This is a genomic window from Shewanella sp. N2AIL (assembly GCF_022690845.1).
GTDB classification, from domain to species: Bacteria; Pseudomonadota; Gammaproteobacteria; order Enterobacterales; family Shewanellaceae; genus Shewanella; species Shewanella baltica.
Genome location: NZ_JALBYT010000004.1, coordinates 108,222 through 121,761 on the forward strand (window position 1 = coordinate 108,222; position 13,540 = coordinate 121,761).

11 protein-coding genes are annotated in these 13,540 nt (G+C 46.9%); 7 read left to right on the forward strand and 4 right to left on the reverse strand.

Annotation, left to right across the window (positions count from 1 at the left end; genetic code table 11):
• Positions 1–98 precede the first annotated feature (98 nt).
• A complete protein-coding gene (locus tag MO387_RS04430; RefSeq protein ID WP_012088376.1) occupies positions 99–779 on the forward strand; it encodes a response regulator in 681 nt (226 codons plus the stop codon).
• A 36-nt stretch (positions 780–815) separates the two neighbouring features.
• Here MO387_RS04430 and MO387_RS04435 read toward each other — a convergent pair whose 3' ends face one another.
• Together MO387_RS04435 and MO387_RS04440 are read right to left on the reverse strand one after the other, a co-directional pair.
• Complete coding sequence (locus tag MO387_RS04435) at positions 816–2,489, reverse strand: insulinase family protein (RefSeq protein WP_242326089.1); 1,674 nt, start codon at positions 2,487–2,489, stop codon at positions 816–818.
• Complete coding sequence (locus tag MO387_RS04440) at positions 2,486–3,904, reverse strand: pitrilysin family protein (protein WP_242326090.1); 1,419 nt, start codon at positions 3,902–3,904, stop codon at positions 2,486–2,488. Before MO387_RS04440 ends, MO387_RS04435 begins: the two co-directional genes overlap by 4 nt.
• A 217-nt stretch (positions 3,905–4,121) precedes the next feature.
• Here MO387_RS04440 and MO387_RS04445 point away from each other — a divergent pair, with 217 nt between their 5' ends.
• The gene (locus tag MO387_RS04445; protein WP_006082905.1) at positions 4,122–4,949 is read left to right on the forward strand and encodes a M14 family metallocarboxypeptidase; all 828 of its coding nucleotides are present in this window, start codon (positions 4,122–4,124) and stop codon (positions 4,947–4,949) included.
• Between the two features lie 94 nt (positions 4,950–5,043).
• On the opposite strand, the gene MO387_RS04450 is transcribed toward MO387_RS04445, so the two are convergent.
• Positions 5,044–5,958, reverse strand: coding sequence for a L,D-transpeptidase family protein (locus MO387_RS04450; RefSeq protein WP_006082904.1), 915 nt, complete (start codon positions 5,956–5,958; stop codon positions 5,044–5,046).
• Positions 5,959–6,881: 923 nt separating this feature from the next.
• On the opposite strand from MO387_RS04450, the gene MO387_RS04455 reads away from it, so the two are divergent.
• A complete protein-coding gene (locus tag MO387_RS04455; RefSeq protein WP_006082903.1) occupies positions 6,882–8,612 on the forward strand; it encodes a potassium/proton antiporter in 1,731 nt (576 codons plus the stop codon).
• A gap of 156 nt (positions 8,613–8,768) precedes the next feature.
• Here MO387_RS04455 and MO387_RS04460 read toward each other — a convergent pair whose 3' ends face one another.
• The gene (locus tag MO387_RS04460) at positions 8,769–9,695 is read right to left on the reverse strand and encodes an LpxL/LpxP family Kdo(2)-lipid IV(A) lauroyl/palmitoleoyl acyltransferase (RefSeq protein ID WP_012586913.1); all 927 of its coding nucleotides are present in this window, start codon (positions 9,693–9,695) and stop codon (positions 8,769–8,771) included.
• A gap of 103 nt (positions 9,696–9,798) precedes the next feature.
• Between MO387_RS04460 and hldE the strand changes: the two genes are divergently transcribed.
• From hldE to MO387_RS04480, 4 genes are all read left to right on the forward strand, one after another.
• On the forward strand, positions 9,799–11,229 hold the full coding sequence (hldE, locus tag MO387_RS04465) for a bifunctional D-glycero-beta-D-manno-heptose-7-phosphate kinase/D-glycero-beta-D-manno-heptose 1-phosphate adenylyltransferase HldE (protein WP_006082901.1): 1,431 nt from the start codon (positions 9,799–9,801) through the stop codon (positions 11,227–11,229).
• Positions 11,226–12,053, forward strand: a complete 828-nt coding sequence (locus MO387_RS04470; protein WP_107946633.1) for a hypothetical protein — start codon at positions 11,226–11,228, stop codon at positions 12,051–12,053. The genes hldE and MO387_RS04470 overlap by 4 nt, the downstream gene beginning before the upstream one ends.
• A gap of 151 nt (positions 12,054–12,204) precedes the next feature.
• On the forward strand, positions 12,205–12,684 hold the full coding sequence (locus tag MO387_RS04475; protein WP_006082899.1) for a TetR family transcriptional regulator: 480 nt from the start codon (positions 12,205–12,207) through the stop codon (positions 12,682–12,684).
• A 156-nt stretch (positions 12,685–12,840) separates the two neighbouring features.
• Positions 12,841–13,425 carry a hypothetical protein gene (locus MO387_RS04480; protein ID WP_107946634.1) on the forward strand — a complete coding sequence of 195 codons (585 nt, stop codon included), beginning with the start codon at positions 12,841–12,843 and terminating at the stop codon, positions 13,423–13,425.
• The last annotated feature ends 115 nt before the right edge of the window (positions 13,426–13,540 follow it).

Genomic DNA, 13,540 nt, shown 5'->3' on the forward strand with positions numbered 1-13,540 from the left:
CATACCGTCATGATTGTTGCAGACCAAGTTGCGCGTGTTGCTGAGTTAACCGCACCGTATTTGTTTCCTGAACTTCTGCCTGAAATAGGTATTGTTTAATGCATACAGTGATCATCGTCGAGGATGAAGTCGAAGTCGCCCATTTGGTTGCGCAATATTTGTTCTCAACCAATCGTTATAAAGTGATTGGCATGGCCAGCGATATCAGTACAGCGCGGTCTTTATTGGGCGCCATCACGCCAGATCTTTTACTGTTAGACGTGTATTTACCCGACGGCAATGGTTTGAATTTGCTCGCAGAATTACGCAGCCAAGGGATCCGCAGTGAAGTGGTATTGCTCACTGCGGCCAAGGAAGTGCAGATTTTAGAAAAAGCCATGCAGCTCGGCGTGTTCGATTTTTTGGTGAAACCTGTACTGTTGAGCCGGTTAGATCAAGCCCTGAGTCGATTTGAGAGTCGCCAGCTCAAACTTTCTGCCACAGAAGAGCTGACTCAATCCGTGGTCGATGCCTTTATGGAAGTGCCGACAGGGACGACCAAGGCTGCCGCTCGTTTGCCAAAGGGGGTCGATCAATTGACCCTACAGAAAATCCGTGAAGTGTTTGATGCTAAGCCGCAAGATAAACTCACGGCGCAAATGGTGGGTGAAAAGCTAGGCGTTAGCCGTTCTACTGCGCGGCGTTATTTAGAATTTTTGTTGGAATGCAATGAGCTGGCGGCGGATCAGAGTTATGGTTCCATCGGCCGCCCCGAACGTTGCTACCACAGAGTGCGCTAGTCTTCTGTTCAGCTTTTGCTTTTCTACTTTAAGAAGTTAGTCCACCTTGATCCTTTCAAGCTGCCACTCTGGCAGCTTAGAGGTTAAGTCTGGGATTATTTTATCGATATCGCCCCGCAAGATAATCAATGGCTCACCGCTAAACGCCCCGTTGGCTAACTGTTGCAGCCTTGCGGGCGTTAGCGCCTGCAACTCGGCATTTAGCTTTTGCACATCAACTTGAGTTAATCCTGTCGCAACTTGTTGGAGATATTGGTTTTCACGCTGAATGCTGTTGTCTTGGCTGAGTAAATCCTCAGCTATCAAATAGGTTTTAAGTGCATTGATTTCGCCTTGGCTGGCACTTTGGGTTTTAACGAGCACGAGGTGATCAAGTATGCCCACCACAAACGCGCCCGTATGTTCTATGGCTGTACTGCCGTAAAACTTGATGCTACTGGACAGCGGCGCATTGGCGCACTGGCCGTAAATGCCATAGGTGAGACCGCGTTTTTCCCGCAAATCATAATAGAGTCTGCCCGAAAAACTTCGTCCCATCAGCGCGGATAAACTGTGACAGCTTAAGGTGACTTCCTGTGAACTGAGTTGACTCTTTTCTGACATATCGCCTAACTCACTATCAACGGTATGACCTATGGCATGATTTATGGAATGATCTATGCGATAGTCTATGCGATAGCCTAGGCGGACTTGGGTCTGCACACTGCCCGGCGCATCGATAAGATAAATCTTTTGGGTTTGCTTAGGTGTGGTTGTTTCTAGCTTATCGGCTTGCTGTGACGACTTAGACAAGGATTTAGGTAGCGATTTCGTCAACATAGGCCACTGTTTGATGCTGGCTTGAAGATCAAATTCGGCGTTTTTAGCCTGCATATTGGGTAGAAACAGATGCCATTGTGCTTGCGATGCCGCCTGCTGCTGGATCTGTTGCAGCTGCTTTAGGTTAAGTGAATCGAACAGCTCATCATTATTGAGTACTTTATTGTAGGGATGTTCAGGTCCGAGTAGCTTTTCGCGCCACAGTTTATCTATCTCGGCGCCACTAAAGGCATTCAAGTGTTTATTGAGCTTGAGTTGGCGGCGAATATTATCAATATCGACGGGAGCGGTTGTCGCATTAATAAAGGTATTTGGCTGCCAAAATTGCACTAGCAAACCGTAGATATGATTAACATCGTCAGGGCAGGTGAGGCTTAGATTTATGCTATGTAAGCTAACGCGAATACTGAAGGTCTCAAGGCAGGGATCTGCGAGGCTAATCGCCAGTGCGCGGGCTTTCTCTTGCAAGGCAATCTGTAAAATATCGGGATTATTGAAGGGGGCCTGCGGACTTATCGCCGCTAAACTGACCCTGTTGCTTAGACTGTTACTGCTTAGACTGTTACTGCTTAGAGCATGAGTGCTTAGGTTATTACTGTTTAGATCATGAGTGCTTTGCACTGAAGCAAGTCTATGTAACTGATAGGGTAAATCCAACTCGGTATGAACTTCATCGCTAAACATTGGATCCGTTGCGGGGATGATGACACCGCTTTCGGGTAAATGATTGTCTAGTGGATAGGGTATTTCAAAGCTGGCTAAGCTTGGCGGTTCAGTCGGCGTAAAGACGATTTGTGTTTGCTGGCAGGCGCTCAGTAATAACGCCACAACGCAGCACATTAAGCTTTGTAGTTGTTTAGGTCGTCCGTGAGTCGCAGTTAGATTCATCATAATACCGCATCCTCTAAACTGTCGCTCATATCACTAGGCAGCCATTCCAGCAGTGTTTTTCCCCAGCGAATATACCAAGGTGGTAGTAGGTCGACCCGCACATAGTCTTGAGTAAAATACTGTTTTGCGACTCTTTGGATATCGCCTGCCGTGACAGCATTGATCCGCTGCCACTGCGCGCTAAAGGGATGGTCTTTATCTTGAACTGAGGTCGCCGAAAGCTGCGTGGCTAATGTTTGAGTATCACTGAGTTGTTGTAATCGATTGTTTAACCACACTTGTTTAAGTGCGCACAGGCTGGTTTCATCCAGAGTCTCTTGCTGTGTTTGTGCGGCAAGTCCCAGCACTTTTTCCACTAAAGCATCGAGTGAAGTGCGAGCGCGTGGAACCAAGACAATATTGGCAATTCCATGATTTTCTAATTCGAAGGGCAGGGAATAACTGAGCATTTGCGCGGGATTATGCTGGCTAAGTTTAGCGATTGCACTGGCGGTATTTTGAAATAAATAGCCTTCGAGCAGTTGAATCGCTGCCGCATCGGGATGATTTTTACCTACGGTATGCCAAGCGAGCAGTAATCCAGGCCAAGGTCCGCGCTCATCGACTAACTCAGCATGCACTTGTTTAGGCTGGATGTTCAGCTCAGTGAATCTAGGCTCAGTCGTCGCTGGTTTGGGCCAAGTCGCAAAATCTTGCTCAATCCATTGCAGGGTTTGTGGGCTCAACTTGCCGACAAGGGAAAGCTGCATCGCATCGGGGCGATAATAAGCACGGTGAAAGGCGGTTAGGCTTTCAGGTGTGGCTTGCAAAATATCTTCGCGACTACCAATAATACCGTGGCCGTAGGGCGTGCCTTGCACTTGGTCGAGTAAGAACGCCATCGCGCTGCGGACATAGGGCTGATTATCTATGGTTTGCGCCATTTCCTGCAGTACGGTTTCCTGCTGATTTTTAACGGTTGTGGCATTAAGGCTTGGACGGATAAAGCGGTCGGCTTCGAGATACAGCCCCAGTTCTAATGCTGGGCTTGGCAGCGTCACATAGTAATTGGTGTAGTCAAAATGTGTGCTGGCATTAAAACGTGCACCTAAGGCACTGAGCTGCTGGGCATAGGTATCATCGGGGGCATTTTCGCTGCCCTTAAATAACATGTGCTCAAACAGATGGGCATAACCGCTCTGACCTTGGGCTTCGTTGCGGGCACCTAAATTAAATTGGCTGGCGATTGTGACTGTCTGTTTATCAGCCATGGGCAGTAACCGCACCGTCAAGCCATTTTCGAGGGTGTAGGTTTTTAGGTTCGCTTCGAGCGCGTATAAGGCTTGTGCATTATACTCGGCGTGACATTGTGCCAGCAGCGAATTGCAAAAAGCACTGGTCGCAAGGGCGATACAAAAGGTGATTTGAGTTCTCATAAGTGCATCCTGCCGAGCATATTTTTTGAATTCGCTAAATAACTCATCGAAGCTGAATGCCGTTACCAAGTGGCGATTAACCCATCAACAGGTATCGATACCGATTGCGATGTGGTTAGCGACTGCTCGGATTTCATCGAAATCAGTTGAATAGCATTCAGTTTTTAAAAAGAACTGCTATGATGGCACAGTTCTTTTTCTGGCATAAGTACAAGATATGGTAAGCAGATCCCCGTTCGAATCCTTTCAGTGGAAAAGCGATATTTTTAACTGTGAAAGCACTGATATTGATAATTTTTATCTGCTGCTTGAGCAGGAAATGACCCGTTTGGGCATGGTTGAGAAGAATTTGGGTGAAGTCGGTAAATACAAGGTTAGCTTGTATCAGTCTCCCGCCGCTAAGTCAGGCTTACCTTCTTTATTGATCAGCGCAGGATTTCATGGCGAAGAATCTGCAGGCCCTTGGGGTTTGCTGCATTTTTTGAGTGAAGCGTCAGCAGACCTATTTGAACGGGTGAACTTGAGTTTATTGCCCCTCGTTAATCCAACCGGATTCAGCCGCGGCCATAGATTTAACAAATACGGGGAAAATCCAAATCGCGGTTTTGTATTTGAGAATGGTAAACCTAAAGCCAACGAACATACGTCGGTGGAAGGTAAGTTGTTGTTAGATCATGCGCAGTTACTGATTGCCGCTTGCCGTGACGGTATTTTAACTTGCCACGAAGATGTCTTGAGCCGTGAAGCCTATGTGTATTCTTTTGAGCCAAGCCAAGTGCCAGGACGCTTTAGCCTCGATTTGCGCGATACCTTAGGCGGTTATTTCCCGATTGCTGTGGATGGCGAGATTGATGCGTGTCCTGTGAAGGATGGCTTGATCTTCAATCACTTCGATACGTCGTTTGAAGCGTGTTTAGTGCGAAGTGGTGCCCGTGTCGGTGCTTGTACCGAAACACCAGCGCTGCAAAACTTCGACCAACGCGTATTGGCAAACAGTGCTGCTATGACTCACTTTTTAGCCCTATGTGCACCTTTATGTGATTGATCTTGTTTTTCTATTAGGTGTTTAATCATCTTATAAATGACAAAAAAATACCCGCTGATAGCGGGTATTTTTTTAGGTGATATTTGCCAGTGAATTATTGATTAATTCGCATCGGTACACCAGTACGTTCATCGAGCAGCTTTTTGATCACAGAAGAATTAGTGTCAGCTTTAGCGATAAACTTGGCGATATCTCTTGGTAATGAAATCGCGACTGGCTCATTGGATTCAAACTCAGCCACAGTGCGAGACAGAGGTTGATGCACGGCTAAGTAGCGCTTACCGTCTGGCTCTTCGGTTGCTTTAATCGGCTGGTTCACGAATTGTACGCGGGTGCCCACTGGGACATTCTTGAACAAGTGCTCGATATCTTCATGGCGTAAACGCACACAACCTTGGCTGACACGTAAACCGATACCGAAACTCGCGTTAGTACCGTGAATCGCATACAAGTTGCCTATATACAGTGCATACAGTCCCATAGGGTTGTCTGGACCCGCTGGCCATACTGCTGGCAGGATTTCACCCTTAGCAGCATATTCTTTACGAATGCGTGGCGTCGGTGTCCAAGTTGGATTGGCACGCTTACGTTGTACAGAGGTCACCCAGTTTTCTGGCGTGTCTTTACCAATTTGGCCAATACCAATAGGCAGGACTTCAACTGTCTTTTTGCCTTTTGGATAGTAGTACAAACGCATTTCGGCCACGTTGATCACTATGCCTTCACGGGGAGCGTTAGGCAGGATCAGTTGTAATGGAATTAACAGTTGGCTACCTGGCTTTGGCAGAAATGGATCTACACCTGGGTTAGCTTCGAGTAAGTTACTGAGACCGAGCTGGTATTTGGCAGCAATATCTTCGAGAGTGTGTTTACCCTCTGGAACCGTATAATACTGGTTCTCGCCAATTAGCCTGCTTTGGGCGGCTGGTAAAGGATATTCCGTTGCTAAAGCGGACAGACTAGGGAAAACCAAAGTCAATAATAAAGCTGTGGTGCGAAGCATACTCATAAGCGGATACTACGATTCCTGTTAATAAAAAAGCGTGTTTAACGCAGCTTTCTCTCTTAAAACGAGAGCGGCAATTTGACGAGCAAAATGCACTGGCGCGCGAAGCTCGCATCCTTCCTTATTTTGGACATTATTTCAACTGAAATATGATCCGTACAGCGTATTTATCGCTTAATTTTTGTTTTAACGGTTTTCCTCGGCGACTAAGATTGTCAGTATTTCGGCTTATCGTTAAACCCTGTGCCTGCTTTATTGCTCTATGTGCTGCAAATCCCTGATCTAAGCTGCTGTGTTGCAACGCTTCTATGGTGATTACTCAGTCTAAAATATTGGCGTGATGCATAGTGTCTTCTTTGATGGCGAATTAAGGGTGGCTGAATTGATTGGTTTTGCGAAAACAGCGTTTGCGAGACTTTTTTTAAAGTACTTTTCTAACGGGGGTGATGCTCAACCTGACAAAGTCCGCCTAGCTGAGCCGATTGTCGGATAAATGGAGTGAAAACAATTGGCTTGAGGGTGATGTTCGAATATTCGCCGTTTCACTCGACATTGTTTTGTCTGGTGCTGAATTCACTATGATAACCCTAGTTTATACAGGTTTATGAGCTTAATTTTGCTTGAATGATTTAAGTTTACGTTTAGTTTGTTATTTTTAACTGTCTGATATTTATTTATTTTAATCTTTATAAGTCGTGTGAAAATGTTCTGCGGTTCTTTAGGTTTTACGTTAGCCTTTATCTCAAGGTTAATTCAAAGTTACATTTATGGCATTTTCTATGTAGATGATTGAAATTTAATATTTAACGCTCCAATAATTCGCTATTTTTGTGCTAATATAAAATCATAAAATTGTAAGTTGAGTCATTTTTAACCTCGGTGATTTGTCTATCGTTTAACTAAACAACCTGTATAAGGAGGCGTTTGTGGATGCAAATTCCATCAATAGTTTTTTTCTGATTGGCGCCTTGCTAACTGCAGTGAGTGTTTTACTCAGTCCCATGTCTTCCCGTTTGGGTATCCCGATTCTTTTGATCTTCCTCGCCGTGGGTATTTTGGCCGGTGAAGATGGCCCTGGCGGAATATTGTTTGATGATTATTCCACCGCTTATTTAGTCAGTAACTTAGCGCTTGCTATCATCTTACTCGATGGTGGTATGCGTACCCGTGTCGCCAGTTTTAGGGTGGCACTGTGGCCTGCATTATCGCTAGCGACCTTTGGCGTCGCTATCACAACCAGTATCACTGGCATGATGGCCGCATGGCTGTTTGACTTGCATTGGTTGCAAGGTTTGCTGGTGGGCGCGATTGTGGGCTCGACCGATGCCGCTGCGGTATTCTCCTTATTGAAAGGGCGCAGTCTCAATGAGCGGGTTGGGGCAACCTTAGAAATCGAGTCCGGTAGTAACGACCCTATGGCGGTGTTTTTAACCGTGACGCTGATTGCGATTCTCGCCAATGTGGACACTGAGATGTCCTTCAGCTTTATGTTTATCAGCTTTATTAAGCAATTTGGTCTGGGTATTTGCTTAGGTTTAGGTGGCGGCTGGATGTTGTGGAAGCTGGTTAATTTGAGCAAATTAGCCGACGGCCTGTACTCTATTTTAGTCTTAAGCGGTGGTCTGATTATTTATGCTGCGTCTAACAAACTCGGCGGCAGTGGCATTTTATCGATTTACTTAGTCGGGCTTTTCCTCGGCAATAAGCCGACCCGTGGCCGTCATGCAATTTTAAACGTACTGGATGGCATGACTTGGGTCAGCCAAATCGGCATGTTCTTGGTATTAGGCTTATTGCTTACCCCTTCTGATTTAGTCGATATCCTGATCCCAGGTTTTGCGCTGGCATTTGGGATGATTCTATTCGCCCGTCCTGTCGCTGTGTGGATCAGTCTATTGCCCTTTAAGAGCTTCAGCAGTCGCGACCGCTGGTTTATTTCGTGGGTAGGATTACGCGGTGCTGTACCTATCATCTTAGCGGTATTCCCTATGATGGCCGGCTTGCCGGGTGCTCAGTTGTACTTCAACTTAGCCTTTTTCGTCGTATTAGTATCGTTACTGGTTCAAGGTGCGTCTTTGACCACTGCGGCGCGTTTAGCTAAGGTGGAACTGCCCCCAAAGCCGTTGCCCGTTTCGCGTTCGGGAGTTGAAATTTACCCGAGCAGCGAATGGGAAGTGTTTGTCTATCGTTTGAGTGAAAGTAAGTGGTGCATTGGTGAACCGCTAAAACGCTTAGCGATGCCTGATGGAACACGGATTGCGGCGGTATTTAGGAATGACACTTTACTGCATCCGTCGGGCAGTACTCGCCTCGAAGCGGGAGATATACTCTGTGTGCTGGGTCAGGAGAAAAGTTTAGAAGCCTTGAGTAACCTCTTTAGCCAAGCGCCTGAAAATAAAGAAGTGCAACGTTTCTTCGGTGATTTCTTTATTGAAACAGACGTTAAGCTTGCGGATCTCGCACCAATTTATGGCTTGAGTTTAGATAATCTCGCCGATGATATGACGGTCGCCGATCTGGTGGTGTCACAGCTTGGCGCCAATCCTGTGCTGGGCGATCAGTTCCAATGGCAATCGCTGCATTGGGTGGTGGCGGGGCTGTATGAAGGCAAAGTCACTAACGTCGGTATTCGTTTACCGACCGAGCATTCGCTGTAATCCCATGCGCTAGATGCTTCTTGCCATATAGAGTTGAAGTTGAAAGTTGCCATCGATAATTGCCATTGAAAGTTATCATCGACAATTGTAATCGAAAGTCGCCATAAAAAATGCCAGCTTATTTGCTGGCATTTTTGTATTCAAAAACTGAATGAGTTACTGATATAAAGATTTGTCCGTTGGATCTGGACGGGTTTTAAAGCGGCGATGCAGCCACATATATTGGGCGCGGTTTTTATCTATGATGGATTCGATAATCTTGTTACCGCGAATGGCATCGGCTAATTCATCTTCGCCGGGGAAATTATCCAGCGGTGGCATCACTTCAATCCGATAGCCCTCATCCCCTTCGGTACGTTCCACAAAAAAGGGTAAGACTTTGGCTTTGCCGAGTTTGGCTAACGTGGTGGCCCCCGTAATCGTTGCCGCATCTGGCATGGCATAAAACGGGATAAATACCGCGCTTGATCGGCCAAAGTCTTGATCGGCCGTGTACCAAATCACATCGGGATTACGTAGGCAGCGCACCATTTGGCGCAAGTCGCGTTTAGAAACAAGCCCTTTATTCGAGCGTAAACGGCCTTTCACTTGGAGGTATTCCATCACAGGATTGTTGTGTGGGCGATAAACCCCCACGCCGGGTTGGAATTGGCCGAAAATACGTGCGCCCATTTCCAGCGGTAAACAATGCACGGCAAACAGGATGACTCCGTGGCCAGCATCGAGGGTGTCTTGCACGTGTTCTTTGCCTGTGATGCTCATGTGTTGCTGCACTTTTTCATCGGACCACCACCATGCATTGATGGTATCGAAAATGGCTTTACCCGTTTCTTCAAAGTTACGCGTGAGTAGGGTTTCTCGCTGTGCTTCTGACATTTCAGGGAAACATAGGGCCAAGTTACGGCGCGCCGTATGAGTGCGACTGCCAGCAAATTTCATCACTAAGCGACCTAAACCTTTACCCAGTTTCATCTGCCAAGAGAGCGGTAGAAGCTGAGTTAAGCGCATTAAAAATACGCCAAACCACATGGGCCAATGCTTAGGATGATATAAAGAAGATGAAAACTCGGCTTTCTCGACCACAAAAATACTCACTACTTTTGAAAATTACTGCTTATTCTAACTCAATTTTTACTGAAAATTAGGTACAATCACGGTTTAATTTCTGCATAAAGATAAGAGCACTATGAAGGTTTCTCTGCCAGCATTTGAAAAAGCCAGAGTGTTAGTCGTCGGCGATGTGATGTTAGACCGCTATTGGGTTGGTCCAACGGGACGTATCTCCCCCGAAGCCCCCGTACCTGTGGTGAAGATTAATCAAGTCGAAGACAGACCCGGCGGCGCGGCCAACGTGGCGCTCAATATCGCGACCTTAGGTGGTCAAGTCCAACTTGCTGGGCTCGTCGGCCAAGACGATACCGCCCATGCCTTAACGCTTGGCGTGCAAACCTTAGGGGTTGAACCCCAATGGTTAACCATTGCAGACAAGCCAACCATCACTAAGTTGCGGGTGTTATCACGCAACCAGCAATTGATCCGACTCGATTTCGAAGAAGCCTTCGACAAGGCCGATAGTGTGCGTTTGCTCAAGCAATCAGAGGCCTTACTCGATTCCGTCGATGTGGTGGTGTTGTCAGATTATGCGAAGGGCGCTATCGATCAGCCGCGTGATTTCATTGCGCTTGCCCGCGCAAAAGGTGTGATGGTGTTAGTCGATCCTAAGGGCAGTGACTTTGGCCGTTATCAGGGCGCGTCATTGATCACCCCGAATATGAGCGAGTTTGAAGCCGTTGTTGGCACTGTGACCTCAGAAGCGGATCTGCTGGAAAAAGCCCGTGGTTTACTCAAGCAACATAATTTCGATGCCATCTTAGTTACCCGCTCTGAAAAGGGCATGACCTTAGTGACTGCCAATGCGCCCGAGCTGCACATTCCTACCGTTGCCCGTGAAGTCTATGACGTGACGGGTGCTGGCGATACTGTGATTTCTGCCTTAGCAACCTCATTAGCCGCAGGCGCCGATTTACCGCAGGCTTGCGCAATTGCGAACACCGCCGCTGGCGTGGTGGTCGGTAAACTTGGCACTTCTACCGTGAGCCGCATTGAACTTATCGAAGCTCTAGCTTTGCATCATGGAGAATCGGGTTTTGGTGTGGTGAGTGAGGATCAGCTCGCCTATGCCCTAGAGCAGGCCAAACTGCGCGGTGAGCGTGTGGTGATGACCAATGGTTGCTTTGATATTTTGCATGCGGGCCACGTGAGTTACCTCAAACAAGCCAAAGCCTTAGGCGATCGTTTGATTGTTGCAGTAAACGATGATGCCTCGGTTAAACGCCTTAAAGGTGATGGTCGTCCGGTCAATCAGGTTGATCGCCGTATGGCCGTGTTAGCGGGCTTAGCTTCTGTCGATTGGGTGGTGCCTTTTAGTGAAGATACGCCGCAGCGCATTATCACTCGACTGCTGCCAAATCTACTGGTTAAAGGCGGCGACTATAAGCTTGAAGATATCGCGGGCGGCGCTGAAGTGATTGCCGCCGGAGGTCAAGTGCAAGTTCTGGGCTTTGAGGATGGTATTTCAACCACGGCGATTATTCAAAATATCATGGCGAATCAGTGAGCTTAGTTGCTCTGGTATTCGCATCTAGCTTGTCTTGGACGCCCATTGCCGATAAGCAGGCTTTGATTTGCCCTTTACCAGAGCTTGGCTCTTGCTTGGCATTATTGCCTAAGCAAGTGTTGGCGCAGCTGCCCGCCACGTTAGATCAATTTAAGCGCGATTTAGGCCGCAGAAGTGCCATGGTCATGCCCGTCGATGACAATAAGATTGCGGGCCTAGTCTTAGTCAATGAGTTGCAGACGCCGCAAGTGCAGTTAGCCAGTGTCGATCTCGTGACTTATCAATTACCTTTGCTCGAACAGCCGCAATTAACCCTATGGCATGAGCTTGGTCATTTGGAGAACCTTGCCCTGCAAGGCACAGTGTTACCGATTCAATTAAGCGCATATCAGCATGAATGGCTAGCCGATATCTATCTGGTTTGGCGTGTTGCGCGGGAGCGAGGGGATTTTGCCTTGGCGTGGCAGCAATACCATAGACGCAACCTTGATGCGTTAACAAGCCCGCAATACTTGTCGCATTGGAGCTCTCCCATGATGATACAAGTGTTGCGTCACTACGAGGTGGCTCAAGTGGCGAGATTCGCCGATTATCGGGATTTTCTGGCGGATTTTTATCCTAACGCCGAGCAATTAGAGCCGAGGTTATTAGGCGAGTATTCGAGCTTAATGCAACGGACTTTTGGCGCGAGTGTGTTGCAACCCCTTCCTGAATATCTATTTTGGCGAAAAGCCGATCTTGGGCACTATCTACAACCTACCTTCGTTTTACTCATGGGTGAGGAAAAAGCGCATAACTGGTTGGTACAAAATTCAATGTTATGATGGTGTTAACGGAATCGGCGTCTAGGCCTGTTTTAAACTGAACCCTAGCTGAACAAAAGCGAAATACGCTGGTTGCAGCCGAGTGAACAGCAGTAATCCCTGAGCGGCTTTGGTAAGCTTTCCCCCTAAAAAAAAGAGGGGAGACTTTACTATGGCTAAGCGCTCGCGAGTACAAACTGAGCAAACCATAAATCAGATTATGGATGAAGCGTTAAGACAAATTTTGACTATCGGCTTTGAGACTATGTCTTATACTACGTTATCTGAAGCAACGGGTATTAGCCGCACAGGTATTAGTCACCATTTTCCACGCAAGAGCGATTTTCTCGTTCGTTTAGATAGCCGTATCGGCAATCTATTTGTTGCGGCTCTGGATTTTTCTAGCCAAGAGGCATTAGAAACATCGTGGATGCAGGCAATGCAGGAAGAACATTACCGCGCAGTATTGAGACTGTTCTTTAGTCTTTGTGGTGGTGCCAACAATGAAATCACCCTCTTTAGAGCGGTGAGCACAGCACGTCAGCAAGCGATTGCTGAGTTAGGCTTAGCGGGCGATCGCACGATCAACCACTTATTAGGCCGTACTGCTGTGATGTTATTGTCCAATTTCGATGTGGCAAAAGCAGCATAATAGACTGACCAATTAATATAAAAATGGAGCCTGATGGCTCCTTTTTTATAGGTAAAAATCGTGATTTTTACTGAGGAAACTCATTCTTTAGTCGTGTAAGATATGCCCTTTATTGCGTTATACCGCCTTTTACTCTTGATTTGACAGGATAAACATATGGACATGACACCCAGCTCTAATGCCGCCGAGGCTCCCAAACGTAACATCAAGCTCGATAATACAGAGCTCATCAAAACCAGTTTTTGGGTGAGTCAGATCTTTATGATCATTGCGACGGTTGTCGGGGTGTATTTGGCCGCACAGGAAGGTTTATCACAGGCGATTAAGTTCGATAACTTAAGTAATATGCAAAACAACTATCATCTGCGCCATGCGCTCTATGATGAGTTGAGTGACAACGTTGAAGTGCTAAACGCGTATGCAGAGAAGATTCGGACTGAGGCACCCTATGACATAAAGTCAGTGCATCCCAATATGGCGACCTTTGTATGGGAAAATATGCGTTATTCAGCCAATACTTTAGAAACTCCAAGCAAAATACTGAGTGACGCACGTCGATTCTACCTCACATCGGCAAATGTGGTTGAAAAGATAGAAAGTAAATTCTACGGCCCACGTTTCGGGGCCACCCAACTTGTTGAGTTAACCGAAGAACTGACCAAATCCACTTTGCCCGCATTAAAAGCAAACTATGAGTCTTTAGCCGCAGAATTAAGAGCAAACGATATTTCGCTCGATTAATTCTAGGGAAGCCATTGCCAAAACGCTGAGTCTGATGCGCGTCACAAGCATGAAAAGTGGTGTGTAAACTGCTGGCTGTTTTGGTGATTAAGTCGAACCGTTGTATTTAAAAGTC